General features: G+C 37.0%; 21 protein-coding genes and 7 pseudogenes. 15 read left to right on the top strand and 13 right to left on the bottom strand.

All coding sequences use genetic code 11. The annotated features are described in order from the left end of the window. Positions 1-334 precede the first annotated feature (334 nt). Together YN1551_RS10615 and YN1551_RS10610 are read left to right on the top strand one after the other, a co-directional pair. The gene (locus tag YN1551_RS10615) at positions 335-1,186 is read left to right on the top strand and encodes a DNA-methyltransferase (protein ID WP_012717781.1); all 852 of its coding nucleotides are present in this window, start codon (positions 335-337) and stop codon (positions 1,184-1,186) included. Between the two features lie 6 nt (positions 1,187-1,192). After that, complete coding sequence (locus tag YN1551_RS10610) at positions 1,193-2,311, top strand: hypothetical protein (protein ID WP_012717780.1); 1,119 nt, start codon at positions 1,193-1,195, stop codon at positions 2,309-2,311. Positions 2,312-3,176: 865 nt separating this feature from the next. Here the strand turns inward: YN1551_RS10610 and YN1551_RS10605 are convergent. Further along, positions 3,177-3,461: pseudogene (locus YN1551_RS10605) on the bottom strand (hypothetical protein); the annotation flags it as partial. A 42-nt stretch (positions 3,462-3,503) separates the two neighbouring features. Here YN1551_RS10605 and YN1551_RS10595 point away from each other — a divergent pair. Beyond that, positions 3,504-4,737: pseudogene (locus tag YN1551_RS10595) on the top strand (IS256-like element ISC1332 family transposase). Here YN1551_RS10595 and YN1551_RS18110 read toward each other — a convergent pair. After that, positions 4,735-4,863: pseudogene (locus YN1551_RS18110) on the bottom strand (IS5/IS1182 family transposase); the annotation flags it as partial. The pseudogenes YN1551_RS10595 and YN1551_RS18110 overlap by 3 nt on opposite strands. Before the next feature lie 158 nt (positions 4,864-5,021). Next, positions 5,022-5,177 (bottom strand): annotated as a pseudogene (locus tag YN1551_RS16055) (DUF4322 domain-containing protein); the annotation flags it as partial. 360 nt (positions 5,178-5,537) lie between these two features. On the opposite strand from YN1551_RS16055, the gene YN1551_RS10590 reads away from it, so the two are divergent. Next, positions 5,538-6,272: an IS1-like element ISC796 family transposase gene (locus tag YN1551_RS10590; RefSeq protein ID WP_012717432.1), complete on the top strand. Its 735-nt coding sequence runs from the start codon at positions 5,538-5,540 to the stop codon at positions 6,270-6,272. A 122-nt stretch (positions 6,273-6,394) separates the two neighbouring features. Here the strand turns inward: YN1551_RS10590 and YN1551_RS10585 are convergent, their stop codons facing one another. Both YN1551_RS10585 and YN1551_RS10580 read right to left on the bottom strand, forming a co-directional pair. Continuing rightward, a complete protein-coding gene (locus YN1551_RS10585; RefSeq protein WP_009991918.1) occupies positions 6,395-6,793 on the bottom strand; it encodes a type II toxin-antitoxin system VapC family toxin in 399 nt (132 codons plus the stop codon). Next, positions 6,771-7,007, bottom strand: a complete 237-nt coding sequence (locus tag YN1551_RS10580) for an AbrB/MazE/SpoVT family DNA-binding domain-containing protein (RefSeq protein WP_009991916.1) — start codon at positions 7,005-7,007, stop codon at positions 6,771-6,773. The genes YN1551_RS10585 and YN1551_RS10580 overlap by 23 nt, the downstream gene beginning before the upstream one ends. A 376-nt stretch (positions 7,008-7,383) precedes the next feature. Here YN1551_RS10580 and YN1551_RS10575 point away from each other — a divergent pair, with 376 nt between their 5' ends. Beyond that, positions 7,384-7,644, top strand: a complete 261-nt coding sequence (locus YN1551_RS10575) for an AbrB/MazE/SpoVT family DNA-binding domain-containing protein (protein WP_187146859.1) — start codon at positions 7,384-7,386, stop codon at positions 7,642-7,644. 126 nt (positions 7,645-7,770) lie between these two features. Next, complete coding sequence (locus YN1551_RS17595) at positions 7,771-7,947, top strand: PIN domain-containing protein (RefSeq protein WP_238527822.1); 177 nt, start codon at positions 7,771-7,773, stop codon at positions 7,945-7,947. A gap of 15 nt (positions 7,948-7,962) precedes the next feature. Here YN1551_RS17595 and YN1551_RS10565 read toward each other — a convergent pair whose 3' ends face one another. From YN1551_RS10565 to YN1551_RS10555, 4 genes are all read right to left on the bottom strand, one after another. Beyond that, a complete protein-coding gene (locus tag YN1551_RS10565; protein ID WP_012717778.1) occupies positions 7,963-9,051 on the bottom strand; it encodes a hypothetical protein in 1,089 nt (362 codons plus the stop codon). Continuing rightward, entirely contained in the window at positions 9,041-9,205 is a 165-nt protein-coding gene (locus tag YN1551_RS17110) for a hypothetical protein (RefSeq protein ID WP_012717777.1), read from the bottom strand. Before YN1551_RS17110 ends, YN1551_RS10565 begins: the two co-directional genes overlap by 11 nt. Before the next feature lie 216 nt (positions 9,206-9,421). After that, positions 9,422-9,727, bottom strand: coding sequence for a YbjQ family protein (locus YN1551_RS10560; RefSeq protein WP_012717775.1), 306 nt, complete (start codon positions 9,725-9,727; stop codon positions 9,422-9,424). A 303-nt stretch (positions 9,728-10,030) separates the two neighbouring features. Then, on the bottom strand, positions 10,031-10,429 hold the full coding sequence (locus YN1551_RS10555) for a hypothetical protein (RefSeq protein WP_048052347.1): 399 nt from the start codon (positions 10,427-10,429) through the stop codon (positions 10,031-10,033). Positions 10,430-10,646: 217 nt separating this feature from the next. Between YN1551_RS10555 and YN1551_RS10550 the strand changes: the two genes are divergently transcribed. Both YN1551_RS10550 and YN1551_RS17590 read left to right on the top strand, forming a co-directional pair. Further along, entirely contained in the window at positions 10,647-11,738 is a 1,092-nt protein-coding gene (locus tag YN1551_RS10550) for a hypothetical protein (RefSeq protein WP_012717773.1), read from the top strand. A gap of 162 nt (positions 11,739-11,900) precedes the next feature. Then, positions 11,901-12,077, top strand: a complete 177-nt coding sequence (locus YN1551_RS17590) for a hypothetical protein (protein ID WP_012717772.1) — start codon at positions 11,901-11,903, stop codon at positions 12,075-12,077. 636 nt (positions 12,078-12,713) lie between these two features. Here YN1551_RS17590 and YN1551_RS17585 read toward each other — a convergent pair. From YN1551_RS17585 to YN1551_RS10535, 3 genes and pseudogenes are all read right to left on the bottom strand, one after another. After that, entirely contained in the window at positions 12,714-12,872 is a 159-nt protein-coding gene (locus YN1551_RS17585) for a hypothetical protein (protein ID WP_238527821.1), read from the bottom strand. A 224-nt stretch (positions 12,873-13,096) separates the two neighbouring features. After that, positions 13,097-13,541: pseudogene (locus YN1551_RS15520) on the bottom strand (lipopolysaccharide biosynthesis protein); the annotation flags it as partial. A 114-nt stretch (positions 13,542-13,655) separates the two neighbouring features. Continuing rightward, a complete protein-coding gene (locus tag YN1551_RS10535) occupies positions 13,656-14,183 on the bottom strand; it encodes a hypothetical protein (protein ID WP_012717771.1) in 528 nt (175 codons plus the stop codon). A gap of 204 nt (positions 14,184-14,387) precedes the next feature. Between YN1551_RS10535 and YN1551_RS10530 the strand changes: the two genes are divergently transcribed. The 4 genes from YN1551_RS10530 to YN1551_RS10515 all read left to right on the top strand — a co-directional run bounded on the left by YN1551_RS10530 (position 14,388) and on the right by YN1551_RS10515 (position 17,302). Continuing rightward, complete coding sequence (locus tag YN1551_RS10530; protein ID WP_012717432.1) at positions 14,388-15,122, top strand: IS1-like element ISC796 family transposase; 735 nt, start codon at positions 14,388-14,390, stop codon at positions 15,120-15,122. 159 nt (positions 15,123-15,281) lie between these two features. Further along, positions 15,282-15,536 (top strand): antitoxin VapB family protein, encoded by a 255-nt coding sequence (locus YN1551_RS10525; protein ID WP_009989377.1) that lies wholly within the window; start codon positions 15,282-15,284, stop codon positions 15,534-15,536. After that, the gene (locus tag YN1551_RS10520; protein ID WP_009989379.1) at positions 15,502-15,879 is read left to right on the top strand and encodes a type II toxin-antitoxin system VapC family toxin; all 378 of its coding nucleotides are present in this window, start codon (positions 15,502-15,504) and stop codon (positions 15,877-15,879) included. Before YN1551_RS10525 ends, YN1551_RS10520 begins: the two co-directional genes overlap by 35 nt. Before the next feature lie 277 nt (positions 15,880-16,156). Beyond that, positions 16,157-17,302 (top strand): RNA-guided endonuclease TnpB family protein, encoded by a 1,146-nt coding sequence (locus YN1551_RS10515; RefSeq protein ID WP_012717770.1) that lies wholly within the window; start codon positions 16,157-16,159, stop codon positions 17,300-17,302. Positions 17,303-17,405: 103 nt separating this feature from the next. Here YN1551_RS10515 and YN1551_RS10510 read toward each other — a convergent pair. Next, positions 17,406-18,345: pseudogene (locus YN1551_RS10510) on the bottom strand (IS110 family RNA-guided transposase). 500 nt (positions 18,346-18,845) lie between these two features. On the opposite strand from YN1551_RS10510, the gene tcmP reads away from it, so the two are divergent. From tcmP to YN1551_RS17575, 3 genes and pseudogenes are all read left to right on the top strand, one after another. Next, positions 18,846-19,475, top strand: coding sequence for a three-Cys-motif partner protein TcmP (gene tcmP, locus YN1551_RS10505; protein WP_048052346.1), 630 nt, complete (start codon positions 18,846-18,848; stop codon positions 19,473-19,475). Between the two features lie 165 nt (positions 19,476-19,640). Continuing rightward, positions 19,641-19,829, top strand: coding sequence for a hypothetical protein (locus YN1551_RS17580; protein ID WP_238527820.1), 189 nt, complete (start codon positions 19,641-19,643; stop codon positions 19,827-19,829). Positions 19,830-19,935: 106 nt separating this feature from the next. Next, positions 19,936-20,069, top strand: a pseudogene (locus YN1551_RS17575) (RNA-guided endonuclease TnpB family protein); the annotation flags it as partial. Positions 20,070-20,078 lie beyond the last annotated feature (9 nt).

Genomic DNA, 20,078 nt, shown 5'->3' with positions numbered 1-20,078 from the left:
CGTGGCAATGTTAGCTAATACTATGCTTGAAGTTTGAGCGAAAGATTTATTACTGAACGCCACTATCCTCCCATCCACACTTTTATCACTCCCACCCTCGTGAGCAGAGCCCGTCATCAGTTAGGGAGATCATCAATAAAAACTACTTCGGTAATACTATATAAACACAACTTGTCAAAACGATATTTAGGAGTAATTAAAAATAACGAGTAGTTACGTAGAAGCGTTACAGTCTCTCATCTCAGCGTTTTTGCTGAATCGTAAAACCCTATGACAGTCCGACCTCTCACACAACAAAAGCTTTAAAGTTTAACTTATAACAAAAGTCTCAATAATGAGAGTTATATTTGGAGACTCTAGAAATATGAAAGAAGTTGAGGATAATAGTGTTGGTTTAGTTCTTACTTCTCCTCCTTACTATAATGCACCTTTTGACTTTCCAGATCTTTTTCCTTCTTATGCCGATTACTTGAGCTTGTTGAATGGAGTGGGTAAGGAGATTTTTAGGGTCTTAGAGGAAGGTAGGGTCGCGGTTTTCGTTACAGCAGATGTTAGAATACACGGTGAACTTTATCCTATAGTTGCAGATTTAATAAAAATAATGCAAAGCTTGGGTTTTAAATATCAAGAGAGGATTATTTGGAAAAAACCAGAAGGTTATATCAGAATTAGTAGGAGGAGTGGGGTTCTTATTCAACATCCTTATCCTCTTTATTATTATCCAGATAATGTTTATGAAGATATACTAGTGTTTAAGAAGCCAGGGAAATTTATCCCTAGGAATAAGGAAGAAAGTAAAATAGATGTAAATAAATTTCAAAGGGAGAAATGGTATTTGAGTGTGTGGGAAATAACTAACGTACTGCCTAATAATAAGTATTCGAAGTATACAGCACCGTTTCCAGAAGAGCTAGCTAGGAGAATTATTACGCTTTATTCTTACGTAGGGGATACAGTTCTAGACCCCTTTGCTGGGACTAGTACTACATTAAAGGTCGCTAATGAATTGAAAAGAAATGCGATAGGCTATGAAATAGACTTAGAATTAAAGGATATAATCTTAGAAAGGATTGGTGTTAATACACTTTTCGGAAAACCGCAGATAGACATAATTGAGAGAGAAGACGCTAAGAGATTAAGGACTAAGTTAAGGGAAAAAATTGAGGAAAAATTACAAAATAGATGATCTAAATTGATTCACCTTTGCGGTACAATAGAAGGTATTAAATATAAGCCGAAATTCCTGTTACCAGTTTTGCAAACTTATTACGATTTATCTGAAGGTATTAAGCATTCTTCTTCTTTTGTATATAAGAGATCTGGTAATGAGTTTGCTGTAAGCTGGTGGGTTTCTCCCAAGAGAACTAGATCTTATCCTTACGCAAGAGTTTATAATACTTTGCAGTTTTCTAAGGGCAAAATAGTTACAATAATACCTATTATGAAAGACGAAGGAGTTGACGGAGACAGGGATTTTATACAATGGGATACAGTTGCTCTTATGAGTTTATTAGGAGTTTATGTTATCATTGGTTATTATGTAAAAGCTAGTAAGAATCCTAAGTATAAAAATAAGGTAACTAGTCAGGAATTCGATTATGAATACCTAGAGAAAAAGTTTGACGAACTCTCCAATTATAGGTCAGATGCGTTACATTGGAACATGAATGAGTTATCAAACTTGAAACAGATAGGAGAGAAGGCTTTAGAATCATATAAGAGAATTTCAAGTGAAACAAAAGTAACATTTCATGATTTAGCCTCTGCACGTAAAAGGATAGAAAAGGTCATGTCTGATGTAGAGGCTTTCAAGAATTTCTCTAGAACCTTATCTTTAAAAGCGCAGTATAGAGAAAGCATAACTCGCCAACCTAAAGAAAGAACCTATGGTAATAAAGGTACTATAGATATAAAGAATTATTTAGGCGGATTTTATCACTTTACTGTTGACGAGGTGTTCTTTAATTCTAAGAAAAATAAAGTATGTTTAATCGAAGCCAAGAATACAAAGAATTCTGCTTTACCTTCTGAGGATGACATTAAAGATGGATTATTAAAGATGATATTGTATACGAATTTAAAGGATTTATATTATATTTCTGAGAAACAAGAAAAAATAAAAGTAAATGATTTTACGCCCATGCTCAGGCTTACTACTGAGAAGGAAGTAAATATGAGCAATAAGGATTACACTATATTAAAATCACTCTTGGAAGAGGCTAAAGAAAATCATTTCGAAATACTATTTAACAATAAAAAAATAAATAATTTTATAAATAATAACCTAGAGCTTATCGATTTCATATGCTAATTTTTTACATTTTCGATTGACTCACCTTGCATTATTAGCTTCATATCAAGCATGATAGGGAAAATCTACTCTTGTAAGGATGGCTTTCCACATTTAATAGCTGAAGAAAAAGGAGAAATCCAAGAAATATTAGAGAAATGGAAAGATAAGTGCGTTATTGAAATTTTTGACGAAGATACTAACAGACGTCTTATGATATATGTTTCCTACTTACAAGAAAATTAGTGACTCGTACTTCCTAACATCTGACGGAATAAATATACCAATACAAGACATGGACTATCTATAAATAAATTGAATTACGTCGAGATCAAATATAATTTAAAATTCTAAAATAGAGTAAGAAAGGAAGTAGAAATACGTATATACTCAGTTTTCTAGTCTTTCATGTGATTAAGGCTAATGACGAAGTTCTGCAGTAAAGAACTCGATGAAGATATCCTAATTGTTGCAGACGATATTAAGGAGGCATTTAAGCTTTAAGGGAACTAGTTATAATTAACGAAAGCCTAGATTTACACGTCAATATGGGAATCTCGTTTATCTCAAGATAAATTAAAACTTATAATAAATTAAATTATACCTTTCAATTCGAGTAAAATATCATATTTTTCTAATAATTATGGTTAATTAACAATATTTCTCTTAAATATTCCTTAAATATTGAATTTATTTAACGTTGAAGAAAGGGAAGCATAATGCCCGCTGAACTGAGTGGGAAACACATCCCGTGAAAATCCCCTAGCCTTACCCCCTTACAATCTCCCTAAACGATGCTGTTAAGGAGTTATACAAGATCATTCCTTACGCGTTCTATGCCGAAACTGCCGTCGTCAACAGTTTCCGATAAGCCGTGAATTTTATGTCATTTGATATCATTTAACATTCCTAATCCTTTTAAGGCTATTAAGTAAGCTGAGGCTGTATGCCTATCAAAACCCTTCTCCCTCATTATCCTATCGTGACCCTCAGAATTTGTAGTACCCTTAGGATTAACTAAAACAACGTTAAATCCCAACCTAAGTGCTTTAACAACACCGTGAATTAACATTTGCCTCTTAGCAAAACGCGAAACCTTCCTATTACCGCTCTTACTCCTAGTGAACTTCCTCCTCTTCACTAGGAACAAGTCCTCAAAGATAACATAATCGGGGCTACCAGTTATAGTTGTGGTAGCAAAAGGTGAAAAATAATGACAAAAAGTAAAAATAACCCCGGAAGGGGTAATACCATAAGGGAGAGTAATACCATGAAGGTAATGGAAGAAATAAGAGAAAAGATAAGAAAGGCAATCAAAGAAGGAGTTAGCCTAAGGGAAATAGAGGAGATAATCTTGCAAGAGGCCATGATGGAAGAGAGGGAAGCCTACCTAGAAGTTGAGGACGACCACAAGAACGGGACCTACTTCAGATATCTGGGAACCGGAGACGGAGTATTAAGACTCAGAGTACCGAGAACCAGAAAGGGTGGCTTCAGACCTAAGATCCTTCCGGAGAAGTACGAGAGGACCAGCCCAGATTACGAGGACTTCCTCCAGCAGCTCGTTCTATCAGGCATGACTCCAAGTCAAGGCCGTGTTAGCAGCCAAGGGAATACCGTATAGTGAGATCGTAATGAATCGGGTTGCCGAGAGAATATCCAACAAACTCAAGGAATACAAGAGCCGCGAACTACCTCACGATCTCCTAGCCCTTTACATCCATGTGAAGATCGTAAAGGTCAGAATCAGCGAGTCGATCATGGAGAGAGCCATTTACATTGCCATAGGAGTTGACTTAGAAGGGAATAAGTTCGTCTTGGACTACGAAGTTAGGGATAGGGAGGACTTGGACGGTTGGAAGTCCTTCTTGAGCGGACTCGTAAGCAGGGGAGTCAGCAGGGTTGACGTAATCGTGAGCGATGACTTCTCTGGACTCGATCGCGTCGTGTCCACGCTCTTTCCCTCCTCTCAACACCAGCTCTGTATAACACACATGGTTAGGAACCTCATGAGGGTCCTCCCAGACAAGGAGGAACTAATGATTAGAGTTAGGGATCTAAAGTCCTCCAGGAACGTGGAGGAGGGAAGGAAGGCTATATTGTCCCTCAGCCAACTTGTCCAACCCTTTTCTCCAGCCCGAGCCAAGAGGCTTCTTGACGCTGCTGACAAGTATTGTTCCTTTCTCAACTTCCCCAGGGAGATTAGACACTACCTCTACACTAATAACACGTCGGAGAGTTTCAACTCGACCCTGGCTAGGTTCGAGGAGGAGCTCGGAGGTTACTTTCCCTCTCTTCGCTCCTTGGAGGTCTATCTCTACGTTTCGATCCATGAAAGTAATTCGCGTTGGAAGTTCAGGCCCATGTCGGTGATAAGGCATTACTCATATCATCTCAAACAACTCCACGCTTCAAGGTTCCAGGTGAGTCTTGATGAAGACTTTTAACCTTCTGCTTACATATTTTCTCACACAACTATACCCAGTAGCCCCCATTTTCACAAGTGTTTTATGCCTTGCTGATAAATGTTCATAGGGGACCGGGCCGTTGTAGTATTCTATCCAATGTTTCATGTGAATCGGTACTACATGGTCCCGGTTCCCTTTAAGTATTACGCGACTTTTTGCTTCAAGCGAAAATTCAAAATTTCTCAGTAATTCATGATATCTTTTGAATTATTATCTATAAACCTTTACATAGATTTATTCAATTATTTGCACTTGGGACACTCTCTCGACTTGCTTTCCACCGAATCGTTCCATAAACACGCTGAGATGAGGGTTCTCGCCACCTCTTCCCCTTTCTTTCCCTTGAAGTTCAGCATGGAAAGTAATTTATATCCTATTTGTTGAATGTTATTTTGGTGAGGGAGTACCGGTGTTACCATCTCACTAACTCACGTGGTAATACCACATCTCCCTCACCTTAAACCCTTTCTTCAACTGAATTCTTTATACTCTTATAAATTTCTTTATCTTTTATAAATTCGATATTATCCTACCAGAAATATTTTTTCTAATATGATTTTGGGTCTACCGAGTCGAGGAGAGTATTACTCTCCTCGACTAATAAACCTATATAGGTGTTTCCCTCGACTAGCCCCAATGATTTAAGGGTGACAGTTTATGATCCCTTAGGAGGGGTGCCCATGGCGGAATTAGAAGTAATTAAAAGTAAGGAAAAGTTACGCGAGTGTGGAGGTAGTGTCGTCGTTAAGTTATTTATATTTGTATAACGAGTATTACTTATGGGTAGGAAGCCTGTATTTAGGCAAGACGTTTCTTGTCCCTCTTGTGGTAGTCATCATGTTGTTAAGTGTGGTAGGCCTTTGGGTAGGCAGAAGTTTTTGTGTAGGGATTGTGGTAAGTACTTCTTGGGTGATGCTAGTTATCATCATCATTCTAGGAAGTTGAGGGAGGAGGCTTTGAGAATGTATGCTAATGGTATGAGTATGAGGGCTATTTCTAGGGTGCTTAACGTACCTCTTGGTACTGTTTTCACTTGGATTAAGCGTTATGGTAGGAAAAAGCATGAGAAGTTGGTTGAGTTGTGGGGTAGGGCTAAGGAGCTGGTCAAGGGTAAGGTTGTTGCTAAGGTTGTTGATGAGATGTGGACTTACTTGTACAAGAATGCTAGGGCTTTTTACAAGTGGGTTTTCACTTGTTACGTGTACACGAAGCTGGGAGTTTACCTCATTTACTCTGTGGGGGATAGGGATGAGAGTACTTTCCTTGAGGTCAAAAAGTATTTGCCTGACGAGGGTAGATGGGTGAGCGATGATTATAACTTGTACTTCTGGTTGAAAGACCACACGGTTGTCTCGCCAGTTAACCCGAACGAGCCCTTTCATTCCTCATTAAGGGATAGGCTAATTAGATTCAAGAGAGCAACGAAGGCAGTAAATAGGAGCATTCGCACCATGATGTACTCCATAGCCCTAGTCTTATGGGAGAGAAGGTTAATCCCAGAATTTGTAGCTTAACGACGACACTATCTACGACTTTAAGGAAATTTTAACCAAATTTCAAATGAACGAAATTATTGATTACACTGTATAAACTTGGACATAGGTTTATTCAATTATTTACGCTCAGGATAATTTTCTCAACTATGTAGAATTATTGTGTTTTTATATACTCTTTTAATCTCAGAGTCCGTAGTATATATTACAGTATTCTCTTTTTCAGCAAAGGCTACTAGAAAACAGTCCACTATGGAAAGGTTTTGGTACTTAACTTTAAGCTCACCTGCCCTTAAAGCAAGTTCCTTATTAGTACTAACAATCTTTATTGGTGAATTTAGAATTAAGGAGAGTCTAACATTAGCTTCTTCTACCCCATTAAGTTTGCCATAAGTATAAAGGAACTCCGCTAAATTAAGATCTAGAGTATAACCTACACTTTTACCCGTATAAACTTCTTCCACAGCTTTCTTAGCCTCTTCATTAAGCCCGGAAAAATATACGTGGAAAAAACCGGTATCAAACAGAATTTTCCTTCTCAACTTCCTCTTTCCTCAGCTTTTCCAACTCCTTTACAGCAGAATCTCCCATCTCTTTATCTATGCCGTAAGCGTCCAAGAGGGTTAATTTACGTTTTAAAATAATCTTATCACCCTCAACTTCCAACTCTATAACAGAACCCTCTTTAATATTAAGCCTCCTTCTAACCTCAGCGGGGATAACTATAATCCCTTTCTTGTGAACTTTTACCTCCATGAGATATATTCATTTAACGATTATTAAAGTTTAACTTACAATAGAGTTAAACCATGAGGCAAGTTTGACATAACTGAAGAATTTCTCGGTGAAGGGAAAGCAATACTTTAAAACCATTTAACCTTCAGTATTAACGTTTTTAATCCTTACTAATTCAGTCTTTTTCGAAAGTTTTAGACAATTGTCGAATATAATGACATGACCAAAAATGTATCGAATTGTGTAGTAAAATGGATTATAAAGCTTCTTTTATAAAATTTTTCTTTGAAAATTTAGCATAATCTACATTATTTATACAAATTATAAAACTTGTTGTTGCTCATTAGCGTTAAATTTTAAATATTAGTTTAGCCAGTTAAACTATAGTAGAATGAGTTTGACTCTAAGAGTGGAAGTTGGAAAGAAGGGTTATATAATAATTCCTAAAAGTGTAAGGGATTTGGTGGGAATAAAAGAGGGGGATATCTTAATTTTGACAGTCGTTGGAGATAAGATAATCTTAGAACCTGAGAGGAAGGTTAACATACGAGAAGTTGTCAAAAAATTAGAAGAACATGAGAGGAAGATATCTTATGCTAAAAGGGCAAGCCTTGGGGAACTTGAGAACATAAGTCTTGAAGAGGAATTTGAAGATTGATTTTTCTTGATGCTAATTTCTTAATCTACTTAAACTCGGGTGTAAGCGAGGTAAAAGAGTATTATATAAAACTCCTCACATATGAAAGCTTGTTTTCAGATCCTTTAGTTATAGATGAGGTAATACGTGTCTAAGAAGAAGTATGGAGTTAAGTATTGCGATACCATAGAATTCTTGGATGAAATAGTGCTCAAGTACTTAACAGTTTTACCAATCACGATAAAGGAATATGAGAGGGCTAAAGAAATTATGAGAAAATACTCAGTTAAGCCATCTGATGCCATTGACAACAGTTTCCGATAAGCCGTGAATTTTATGTCATTTGATATCATTTAACATTCCTAATCCTTTTAAGGCTATTAAGTAAGCTGAGGCTGTATGCCTATCAAAACCCTTCTCCCTCATTATCCTATCGTGACCCTCAGAATTTGTAGTACCCTTAGGATTAACTAGAATAACGTTGAAACCTAACCTAAGTGCTTTAATAACACCGTGAATTAACATTTGCCTCTTAGCGAAACGTGAAACCTTCCTATTACCGCTCTTACTCCTAGTGAACTTCCTCCTCTTCACTAGGAACAAGTCCTCAAAGATAACATAATCAACGCCAACCCTTGATAGGAAATTAAGAGCTTGTGAAAGAGCATTCAAACGCAAAGCCATAGCTTTCCCTTTAGGAAAACCCGGTCTAGTAACATCCGAATACCACCACGTCTTTTTAGTAACAACTTTACCATCCTTATTAACTACAACAACGTTCAACCTATCACTATTTAAATCGAAACCAGCAACCAAACCGTAACCATTGGGTTTCGGCGAAGAGAAGTGCTTTAAGTACAACCAGAGTGGGATTTGGAGGTGGATCATAGGGTAATGCTTGAAACTTACTACAGCACCGTAACCCTCCTCCTTCCTTCGAGATAACTCCTCTAGCTCAGAAAGTAGCGGTAAGTACTCCTTGCCGAAGTACGCCTTCCCGTGAACCCACTTACCCCATGGGTCTTTAACTTTAATTTCCACGTGGTCTTCCAAAACGTGAAACTTAATATTTCTGTTCCCTTTATCGCTTTTATTCCCCCTACTACCGAACCAGAACCTCCTTATCCTTGCGTGTATTATCTCACCCTTTTCATCCTCCCTATCCAATAAACAGTCAGTAATTGTCTTAGCTTGCTTTAAAGCAGTTTCGAGGTAAATGTAGTTTGGTAAGATGTTGTAAAACTCCTTGGTTAACTCGTCTACACTTTTCCCATCAAACAATGGTCTAATAGCACTCTTAACTACTTGTGAGTAAGCCCTAGCAATTCTAACGACCCTCTCTTTCTCGTTAAACAAGACTCTACCATTTATCGTAACGAATTGGAAGTTTTCGAGAGCTTCTTTGGAACCGATAATCCTATTCCTCATCATCTGGTAGGATGACAATTACTATCACCTCCTTTCCAGCGATTTTCCCAGCCTTCTCTTTCACACTCTTAGGGATGTATATTGCATACCTCTTCTCACCATACTTATCACTACCAGCTGAGGATATGACACCTCTGAAAACTATCTGCTCCATATGTTGTAAGTAGCGGAAAAATTTATAAACTTTTATGCCAACATTAAATCAGAGGGTGCCACTATGAACTCGATGAGCAATGTGAGGGGGAGGAAGGCACCCGATGAAACTCCCCATGTCCTTGAAGGGAGTGGTTTAACTACCGCTCCCGTAGACGGCATGGGGAGGGAAATAAGGGGGATGAGGACGAGAGGTTGAATATAAATTCATGAAACCTCAATGAAAGTCCGACCCCTCTGATAACTCGTTAGAGTCGAATCTAACGTTTACTACAGCATTTGCCCCTAAGGCTTTCGCATTATCAACGATTCTCTGTAAGGCTTGTAGCCTTGCTTGTTCCGCTAACTCTACGTACTCTTTAATTTCTCCTCCTAGAAGGCTACGCAAAGAGGCAATTATGTTTTTACCTAGGCCTCTAGACCTTACTGTTATTCCTACTACTAAACCCTTTATTTCCACAATCTTATACCCGGGCGATTGTTCGCCGTTAGTAACTAGGACATCTCCTTCTTTATAGCTCATAAGGTAGTTGACGAAATAGTAAATTTAGACTTTGCTTTCAAACATGAAAACAGCAGATAAGGACAATGCGTTCACGCTATTAGCATATTAAGATGCTCTTCAAAGATATCACCTTGCATTCGTGTTCTCGTTGAGACACTTAGACGTACGTAACCCTACCCTATTAGCTAAGATCTTGATCTTCCTATTGTCCAAAATTTACTGAACAGTCTCTTTCAAACATACATTAACGAATTTGGAAAAACGTGAAGCTTAGTAAGCATCAAAGAAAGAAAAGGAATACTGGATAAAAAAGGAGATGACTTAAATCATTCTTCTGTCTATAATTGGTAACATGGGAATGTTGAATTTAGGAGTCGCACTACTTGGGCTCATAACTTTCACTACTATGTATATCGACGTATAAACGCTAACGTTATTCAACTTAACAGCAATCCAGCTTTTTAGACAATAATGAGCTTCAGTTTGACCGTGAGATATTAAAGTGAAGTATGTCGAAGGTTCTACTCCTATTAGTTCTAAGTTTTGGCTATATCTATATGCAGTAAAGCTTATGTTAATTATTGAGTCTGGTGAATAATACTTCCCTATTGTACAATAATATAAGCAACAAACCTTACCGTAAGGTAATTCGTATTTTATGTATACGTTAAAGACGTAAGATACTAGATGAGGAGTTAACGTTACGTTCACGTTGTCCATACAACATTTACAAGCGTAAACTAACTTTATAGGAGTCGACGAATTCGGAACCAGGAAGCTTATATAAGTACAGTATACTTCTCCAGTTACTAAATACTTGCAAAATCCGGGAGGTAAGAAGCAATAACTTGGAATCAAATCAGTATCTTCAGAAATGTTAGGGATAAGGTTAGTAAAATCGTTGGAAAGGAGGTGATAGTAATTGTTATCCTACCAGATGATGAAGAGTAAGCTAATTGGTTCTATGGAAGCTCTAGATAACTTCCAATTCGTCACAATAAACGGTAAAGTTGTTTTTGAAGACAAGGATAAAGTTGTTAGGATTGCTAGGGCTTACTCACAAGTTGTTAAGAGTGCTATTAGACCATTGTTTGATGGGAAAAGTGTAGACGAACTGACTAAGGAGTTTTACAACATCTTACCAAACTACATTTACCTCGAAACTGCTTTAAAGCAAGCTAAGACAATTACTGACGGTTTATTGGATAGGGAGGATGAAAAGGGTGAGATAATACACGCAAGGATAAGGAGGTTCTGGTTCGGTAGTAGGGGGAATAAAAGCGATAAAGGGAACAGAAATATTAAGTTTCACGTTTTGGAAGACCACGTGGAAATTAAAGTTAAAGACCCATGGGGTAAGTGGGTTCACGGGAAGGCGTACTTCGGCAAGGAGTACTTGCCATTGCTTAAAGAATTAGAAGAATTATCTAAAAGGAAAGAAGAGGGTTATGGTGCTATAGTAAGTTTCAAGCATTATCCAATGATTCACCTTCAAATCCCACTCTGGTTATATTTGAAGTACTTCTCTTCACCAAAACCCAATGGTTACGGTTTAATTGCTGGTTTTGATTTGAATAGTGATAGACTAAACGTTGTTGTGATTAACAAGGATGGTAAAGTCGTTGCTAAAAAGACGTGGTGGTATTCTGAGGTTGTTTCTCACGGTTTTCCTAAGGAGAAAGCAAGGGCTTTACGTTTGAATGCTCTTTCAGAGTCTCTTAATTCCCTATCGAGGATTGGTGTTGATTACGTTGTTTTTGAGGATTTATTCTTAGTTAAGAAGAGGAAGTTTACGAGGAGCAAAAGCGGTAATAGGAAGGTTTCGCATTTTGCTAAGAAGCAATTATTAATCCACGGTGTTATTAAAGCGTTAAGGTTAGGTTTTAACGTTATTCTAGTTAATCCTAAGGGTACTACTAACTCAGAGGATCACGAAAGGGTGATGAGGGAAAAGGGTTTTGATAGGCATATAGCCTCAGCTTACTTAATAGTATTAAAATGTCTAGGAATGTTGAATGATGCCAAATGATATAAATTTCACGGTTTATCGGAAACTGCTGATGACGGCAAATTATTTGAAAGAAGAGAATGGCTAAGTTACGTTAAGCAAATAGCTATAGAGCTACACGGCCAAGAGAACATAAAAAGAATACCTGCAATATTAAGAGAAGAAGGATTCAATTTACGCTTCATGAGTAAGGGAGACCTAGTAAAGGCTACACTCAGAAATGGGTTACTCCATTTACCTTCCTTTTTAAAGGCAGAGATCAAAACTAAAATTCTCGTTAATTACTTTTCCAAAAAGTATGACGTTCCGGCATTATCGAGAGAAGAGTATAGGATAGTATACGGAAAGAGAGCTTATTAAAAGCTTACGTAAAGTTTTTAGAGTCTTATATCTTGTTGTACTGAATCATAAGTTCTTGTTAGCACCAGAATTAGAAATATCAACTAAGCGAGAGTGTCATCATTGAGCTATAGCGTAAAAGACGCTTCTTAAACCTAAACTATACTCTATATAGAGAATTCTCCTACTCAACAGTTTATAACATAATCACAACACTTTCAAACACTACTGCTTTAAAGGTTATATATTCAATTCTTTATGAATAGAAATTACCTTAGCGTTTAGGATAATAGAGTAATCGGAAATCTCTTAGTTATCGAAAAAGCTAGATTCTATATGAAAATGTACATATTATGAAGAGCTTAATTAAGTCTAAACGGAAATACTAGAGTTTTCCGTGAAATTGCTACTATTATTAGTTTATACTATTATTTTCGAAAATTTCAAATAAGTCGAAATAGTGTGAATATTAAGCTATTAAATTATGTTACAGGTAATCCGTTATAACGTTATTTACGCCCTTATAAAATCACTTACTTATTCGTAGCTCAATAACTGCATTATCTCTAGTTAATAATTATCGAATAGCTAAAAATCTATCATTAAAGGTAATAAAATCGAAATACGAATTGCACAAAGCTTACTGTAGTTTAATACCTAATAATCATTTATTAGTTTTCTTACGTGACTTTTCCATGTATACTCCTTTTGCACTCTATTTATATTCTTCTGCAATTTCTTATAATCCTCCTCATCAATTTTGTTAATAAAATTTCTTATAGTATCATAATCTAATCCGTGTGTAACCAAATCCAAATTGATTTACTAACTAGTTCTGCAGTTCCTAACTCATCGTTTATAATAACTGGTGTTGTGCGCTGAACAGATTCTATAACTGTCATTGCTAGTCCATATTCCCCATATCCAAACGAATAAGAACTTCATGGAATTACTAACGTAAAACGCTTCTATGCGTCGGTAACACACCTAGTTTAAGTAGTATCAATACTCATTAATTACTTATCACCTTTTTCCCTCACTCAAATAATCAGCTTTAGCAAAGACGCTATAAACTTCAACTTAGAAGGCAAAAACGATTCAATCAACTTCACGTCCTCTAAAGAAATCACTTTAAAGGACTTAAAGAGGATAAAAACCGGACAGCAATAACAAGAAGTCCAAATAGGGAGGGTCTACGAAAACCTCATAAAAAGCTATTAAAGGCATAGCTGTCAGTAGCGCACTCTCCCTTCTATCCAAGACGAAAGTTTTCTCCTTCAAAGCGTAAACCAACACGAAGGAAGATGAGATTAAGGAAACTATCACTTGAGAAATCGCCCCGCCAATAATACCTAGTCTGGGGATTAGGAGGAAAGATGTAAACAAAACCAAACCTCCGTTAAGCAATGAAAGGATGAGGAAAGGCCTCAACGACTTCTTAGCCGCTATAATGAAATTCGTTAAAGAGCCTATGGGGAATGACAATGCAAAAACTTTCTGGCGTTCTATATAGCAAGAACTATTGTTTAACTTACTCTTTATAAAAAAGATTATTAATTTTTGATGTATTTATTATATTAACAGTATTTTAGGTGAAATTTATCTTGAATATAAATTATATAAAGTTATCTTTGGATTTATTGTATTTATTACGTCATAAGATTTTATAAATATCTCATTTTGGTCACACCTACATCCAGCTATATTAGAATCTCCTGCTAATGCAAATAATATATAATATTCATTTAATGGGATGCCAAGACTGTGAATGAAATGATTAGCTTTATAATAATGATAACAAAATTCATTACAACTCACTGATCTATTTTGCCAATCCTTAACTTCTACCGCATACACATTATAGCCAAAAAAGGTACTATTGGCAGCTAATACATCTATTTCGTACTGATTTTGAGGTCGACCATTATATACAAACCAGTTCTTACCTTTGAGTGAATTAGTTATTCCATCTTGAAATTCTTTATTATTACAGTTACATTTAACTGAAGTAACCTTACCTTGGCTGAAGTATACAAAACAATTTCTACAAACAATGTATCCTTTAGATTCAAAATAAATTGCTACTGCATCTTCTCCTCTGAGTCCTCCCCATCTTATTGAAGACATGCTATTAAATTGGAAATTGTTCAATAAATATGTTTCTCTTTATTATTCTATAGCATAGTTTAATTTACATAGAAAGTAAGTTGTAGGTTACTTCAATTTTTCTCATAAATAATATTAAACTTACTTTTAATTAAACGTTTAATGTAGAATTCATCCGGTAGTGTCGTCGTTAAGTTATTTATATTTGTATAACGAGTATTACTTATGGGTAGGAAGCCTGTATTTAGGCAAGACGTTTCTTGTCCCTCTTGTGGTAGTCATCATGTTGTTAAGTGTGGTAGGCCTTTGGGTAGGCAGAAGTTTTTGTGTAGGGATTGTGGTAAGTACTTCTTGGGTGATGCTAGTTATCATCATCATTCTAGGAAGTTGAGGGAGGAGGCTTTGAGAATGTATGCTAATGGTATGAGTATGAGGGCTATTTCTAGGGTGCTTAACGTACCTCTTGGTACTGTTTTCACTTGGATTAAGCGTTATGGTAGGAAAAAGCATGAGAAGTTGGTTGAGTTGTGGGGTAGGGCTAAGGAGCTGGTCAAGGGTAAGGTTGTTGCTAAGGTTGTTGATGAGATGTGGACTTACTTGTACAAGAATGCTAGGGCTTTTTACAAGTGGGTTTTCACTTGTTACGTGTACACGAAGCTGGGAGTTTACCTCATTTACTCTGTGGGGGATAGGGATGAGAGTACTTTCCTTGAGGTCAAAAAGTATTTGCCTGACGAGGGTAGATGGGTGAGCGATGATTATAACTTGTACTTCTGGTTGAAAGACCACACGGTTGTCTCGCCAGTTAACCCGAACGAGCCCTTTCATTCCTCATTAAGGGATAGGCTAATTAGATTCAAGAGAGCAACGAAGGCAGTAAATAGGAGCATTCGCACCATGATGTACTCCATAGCCCTAGTCTTATGGGAGAGAAGGTTAATCCCAGAATTTGTAGCTTAACGACGACACTATCGAAATTACTCCTCAATTAAGGGCTGAAGTATAACAAGCTTTACTCACAGTCGAGCTGGAATTATTGAGAATTTAGAAGAGAGGTCAGATGCAACTTGGCTAGACTTTCTGTAAGCAAATTCTCCACAAGGTTTATTTACCTATAGTATGTATACATCATATATGAAAACGATAATGATAAGGGACGACGTCTATAAGAAATTGGTAGAAATAAAAGGGGACAAAAGCTTTAGTGAAATAATTGAGGAACTTATAGAAGAATCTCTAACCTTGAGGAGGAGGAAATTGGAGAAGTATTTCGGAATTCTTAATGAAGAGGAAGCAGAAGAGATTATGAAAGAAATCAAAGAAGTGAGGAAGATAACTGATGAAAGTATTAATAGAAAGCTCAGCAATTATTGAATATTTGAAAGGTAATGCAAAGGTAAAGGAAATTATTTCCAATTCTGAAGATTTTTATGTTAGTACATTAACAATTTTTGAAGTATTACTCGGCAAAGTTGAGGAAAATAAAATCCTCGACTTTTTGTCAGCATTTAATGTAATAGGTCTTAATAAAAAAGATTCCATTATTGCTTCAAGGATATACAAGAGATTAAGAGATAAGGGAAAGTTGATAGGATATTTCGATATATTAATATCCGCCCAAGCTATCAATAGAGATTTAACTCTAGTGACTAAGGATACTGATTTTTTAAAAGTAGCTGACGAATTTAATGAACTGAAAGTCGCTCTAATTACTTAGGTTTTATTATACCGTCTTTAGGCTTCAGTTAGCAAAATACTTTAAAGAAGGAAATATTTTGTAAATTTTCTATTTAGACTTCTTTTTCTATCATAGTTTTATTGAATTATTTTCTAGGTAAATAATTTCAATCCAGAGGTACTTTTGTGTGAATATCGTCGTTATATCATTGTACTATTAATTTCTTTACAAAGAAAGGGGGTTAAGGGGGCGGAAAGCCTCGCCAGGGGATGGATAGCCCCCTATATTTAAATACTTCTTTGTCAAAATTTCATTAATGGCTAGGAGGGTTAAAGCGATCAGAGCAACTGTTTCAATGAAGATCGCCCTCTCTGAACCCCTCCTAGTCCTCGTGAACAACTACGTTAAGGCACTCCGTTTCACCCTATTTTGGTTGAAAGAAAATGTCCCGAACCCGGAAGAGAAGGGAGTGCTTTCGAAAGTCCACGAGGCGTTGTACGAGAAGTTAAGGGAGGAGTACAATCTACCATCAAAGGTTGCTGAGGATTGCTATAGGGAAGCTCTAGCGACGTACAAGGGTTGGTATAATAATCCTAGAAGAGGACGTTTTCCTAGAGTGTACAGACCTACGGTATGGTTAACACCGAGGGCAAGTTATAATGTGGACTTCGAAGCAATGACTGTTAGGATTGTGAGTGTTGGCGAACTTTCAATCTTAGGTTATCCTAGAAACCTCAAGGAGTACATGGGTTGGAAGATGAAGGAGGCTAGGTTAGTGATCAGGGATGATAAGGCTTTCCTTAAAGTTGTTTTTGAGAAAGAGGAGCAGAAGGTTGAGCCAAAGGAAAGTATTGCCGTAGATATAAACATGGCTGAGGTAGTTGTAGGGAAGGACGATAAGAACTACGTTAGGATCCCAACTCGCCTTGAGGAAGTTCACCACTGGAAGTCGTTAGCCGAGAGGTTGCTGAAGAAGTATCCAAGGAGGTGGAGGGAGAATAAGAGGATCTTGTATAGAGTTCGTTCTTTCCATCTAAAGGCTAGGAGGATTATGGAGGACTTTGCTAGGAAAGTGGGGAAGTGGATTGTTGATGTAGCAAAGAGAATGGGTGTTAACGTCATCAAATTGGAGAGTCTTAAGAACCTTATTAAGAGCGTGGAAAAGCTATCTAAGGAGTTTAGGGATAAGTTGTATCTTATGCAGTATCGTCGTTTGCAGTACTGGATTTCTTGGCAAGCTAAGAAGCGTGGAATGACTGTTGAGTTTGTTAATCCTAGTTATTCTTCTGTTTCATGCCCAAAATGCGGTAAAAGGATGGTTGAGGTTTCTCATCGTTGGTTTAAGTGCTCATGTGGTTATGAGAATGATCGTGACGTTATTGCAATCATGAATTTAAATGGGAGGGGGTCTCTGACCCTCTCGACTGCCCCTCAAATGAGAGATGTAAACCCGAATCGATGAGGGGAACCCTCGCCCTTCCAGGTCGGGAAGCTTCCGGTATAAAAACCTTTCCATGAAAAATCGAGCATAGTCCACACTACTTACGCAAGTGATGAAACCTGCTTTACTCACTAGCATCAAAGGGCTTATTATAATACAGCACAGCCCAAGTAATAACAGCCAATTTCCTTGCACAAGCAGTAATCAACTTCTTACCCTTTAACCTACCCTTGTGCTCCTCATAAAAACGCTTGATAACAGGATTAACCTTAATGGCAGTCAAAGCTGCCAGGTAAAAAGCCCTCCTCAAAACAGCATCACCTTTTTTAGAAATACCCCTTGAGACAACACTCTTACCACTAGACTCAACAACAAGACCACAATAAGCAACAAACCTCTTCTTATCACTAAAGCGCCTAACATCACCAACCCTAGCCAAAATAATACAACCCAAGGTTTTACCAATACCGGGAATAGTGAAAATCAAACTATCCTTGGAAACAACATTCTCAAGCTCTTTCTCAATCTCCCTCTTCCTAGTTTTAAGCCTCTCAAGCTCCTCCAAAAGAAACCTCAGCCAAGACAATACTATCCCCACCCCTCAAAACCTCCTCCAAGTTTTTCTTAGACAAACTATCCCTATAGCCTAAAAGTACCAAATCCCTCCTCAACCTATTCTTAACCCTAGCAATACTCCTAGTAACAAAATCCCATTGGCTAGTCAACTCCCTAGCATCACTTGTTGTAAACCCACTACCCATACTTACAACTAATTCCGCAAGCTTTTTAGCATCATTCTTATCACTCTTCTTACCCCTAAAACCCTTGAACTTCTTGAGAATAAAGGGATTAATGATCCTAACATCATACTCATTATTCAAGTACTTTGCTAGGTTAACGTGGTAAACTCCAGTACTCTCAATACCCACTTTGCAACCCTTAGGCAAGATCTTCCTTATCTCCTCAAACCCTTGCCTATCATTAGGAAACTCGTAGAGTTTACCTTGAAAATACATAATTAATTTATCTTTTGATACATCTATTCCTGCGACTGGGGCCTCCAATTATACTCACCCTTATGTTTTATTCGGGCTTTTTGCCCAACTTCCGGTTCGAATTGGAGGAGGCCAAGCTCCCCGTCGAGCTTTAAGCCCAAGGAAGTCAACGGCCTACACCCCAGTCAGATCTGTATTACTCAGATCTGACTAATATGTTTTATATAAGGAAGTCAGTACTACTTAAACTTCCACAAAAAATAAAAACAAAAACAAACGTTCTTACACTACTTTCAATTTTACGACTTTTTACTTAGGCTAATTTTACGCTAAATTATAACTAATTGAATTTTTACTTTTATTTTTAGAAAAATTTTATGAAAAGAAAGAAGGCCTTACATACTTCATTACTACCCTGGGCCTTAAGCTTTCACTTAATCTTTTCCACTTCTCAAACTCTTAGTAGTAGTTATAACCAGAATAGAATACATCTCCCTAGAACAAAACTCGTATTTCCGTAGCTAGTAAGGTTAAAATATTTAAAGGTAAACATTAACACTTACTATTAAATGCTAAACAAAAAGAAGAAAAAGAAGGAGCCATATGATAGAATTAGACCAATATTGGAATATCTTACTTTCGCCGACAGCTACACTAAGCGAGTTCGAGAAATTCTTAAAAATAATAATCTATGGATAACTAATGAGGACGTATCTTATGGTCCGCACACTTTGTTAAAGCTAGCATATCTTAAGTATTACTTTGACATAGCACTAGAAATAGCTAAAAACTACTTTAAAAATTATGTATTTATCGATACTTTTGCTGGAAGTGGATTAGTAAGTATAAAGGATACTGAGTACGTGTCTTTAGGTTCATCACTACTAGCATTAATATTTAAGTCGCGTTCTGGAACAAGTTTCAGTAAGATAATAGGTGTGGAGATTGATGAGAACAAATTCTCGTTATTATATCGAAGGTTAAATCTAATTAAAGAGGAGTTAAATCTTGCAACGGATATTAAGTTAATAAAAGGAGACATAAATAAGAAAATTGATGATATAGCTAATGAAATAAATCAAAGAGATTACGGTATCCTCTTCGTAGACCCAGAAGGGATGGAAATAAGTCTTGGTGATTTATCAAAAATGCTATCTAGATCTAAAAGCATAGACGTTATTCTTAATCAAAGTGAATGAGTGTATAGATTACTAGGAAAGGCCCAAAATGGGGACTCTGTATCCTTAAAGAGGCTCGAACAATACTTGCCAACATTATCTAATGTACAGGATCCTGAGAAAGCACGTGATATACTGTTTACTCAGTTTGGAAAACTTATAGAAGCCACCGCAGAAATAAGAGATGTGAACAATAGTCCCAGATACGAATTAGTGCTTAGGGTTAGGTCTACAAAATCTGGTGCGCCGTGGGTAAAAGGGATAGTAGAATTTGCAAATAATATAACAACTAAATATAATGGTAAAATCGTACTGAATATCCTGGATCAAATACACGGTAAAGGTGGACGTATAGATGATTTCTTTAAGCCGTAGTCAACAGTTTTCGATAAACCGTGAAGTTTATATACTTTAATGGTTAATATGAGTAAAGTTACACCAGACGTGGATGGGTTTTCCCGAAAGGTGTGACGGTGAATAAAAGATGTGCGGGTTTCCCCACATCCGTGAGGGGTGTGGGTTGGGGTTATCCCGCTAAAGGAGCGGAGGGGTAACGGAAGTGGCTCTGTTGAAGCCCAAGGGCTGAGAATTGGATACAAATTCATGAAAATTTAATGAAGCCCA

It is taken from the genome of Sulfolobus islandicus Y.N.15.51 (genome assembly GCF_000022485.1).
Classification (GTDB): domain Archaea; phylum Thermoproteota; class Thermoprotei_A; order Sulfolobales; family Sulfolobaceae; genus Saccharolobus; species Saccharolobus islandicus.
Note: the sequence above shows the minus strand (reverse complement) of the source record. Positions and strands in the feature narration are given on the sequence as shown.

Coding starts and splice junctions, on each gene's coding strand:
- YN1551_RS17110 (WP_012717777.1), bottom strand. CDS start 9,205: ATGGAGCAGATAGTTTTCAGAGGTGTCATATCCTCAGCTGGTAGTGAT.
- YN1551_RS10525 (WP_009989377.1), top strand. CDS start 15,282: ATGTATACATCATATATGAAAACGATAATGATAAGGGACGACGTCTAT.
- YN1551_RS10560 (WP_012717775.1), bottom strand. CDS start 9,727: ATGAGCTATAAAGAAGGAGATGTCCTAGTTACTAACGGCGAACAATCG.
- YN1551_RS10530 (WP_012717432.1), top strand. CDS start 14,388: ATGGGTAGGAAGCCTGTATTTAGGCAAGACGTTTCTTGTCCCTCTTGT.
- YN1551_RS10580 (WP_009991916.1), bottom strand. CDS start 7,007: ATGGAGGTAAAAGTTCACAAGAAAGGGATTATAGTTATCCCCGCTGAG.
- YN1551_RS10590 (WP_012717432.1), top strand. CDS start 5,538: ATGGGTAGGAAGCCTGTATTTAGGCAAGACGTTTCTTGTCCCTCTTGT.
- tcmP (WP_048052346.1), top strand. CDS start 18,846: ATGCTAAACAAAAAGAAGAAAAAGAAGGAGCCATATGATAGAATTAGA.
- YN1551_RS10520 (WP_009989379.1), top strand. CDS start 15,502: ATGAAAGTATTAATAGAAAGCTCAGCAATTATTGAATATTTGAAAGGT.
- YN1551_RS10550 (WP_012717773.1), top strand. CDS start 10,647: ATGATGAAGAGTAAGCTAATTGGTTCTATGGAAGCTCTAGATAACTTC.
- YN1551_RS10555 (WP_048052347.1), bottom strand. CDS start 10,429: ATGGACAACGTGAACGTAACGTTAACTCCTCATCTAGTATCTTACGTC.
- YN1551_RS10615 (WP_012717781.1), top strand. CDS start 335: ATGAGAGTTATATTTGGAGACTCTAGAAATATGAAAGAAGTTGAGGAT.
- YN1551_RS10535 (WP_012717771.1), bottom strand. CDS start 14,183: ATGTCTTCAATAAGATGGGGAGGACTCAGAGGAGAAGATGCAGTAGCA.
- YN1551_RS17590 (WP_012717772.1), top strand. CDS start 11,901: ATGAGTAAGGGAGACCTAGTAAAGGCTACACTCAGAAATGGGTTACTC.
- YN1551_RS10565 (WP_012717778.1), bottom strand. CDS start 9,051: ATGAGGAATAGGATTATCGGTTCCAAAGAAGCTCTCGAAAACTTCCAA.
- YN1551_RS10515 (WP_012717770.1), top strand. CDS start 16,157: ATGGCTAGGAGGGTTAAAGCGATCAGAGCAACTGTTTCAATGAAGATC.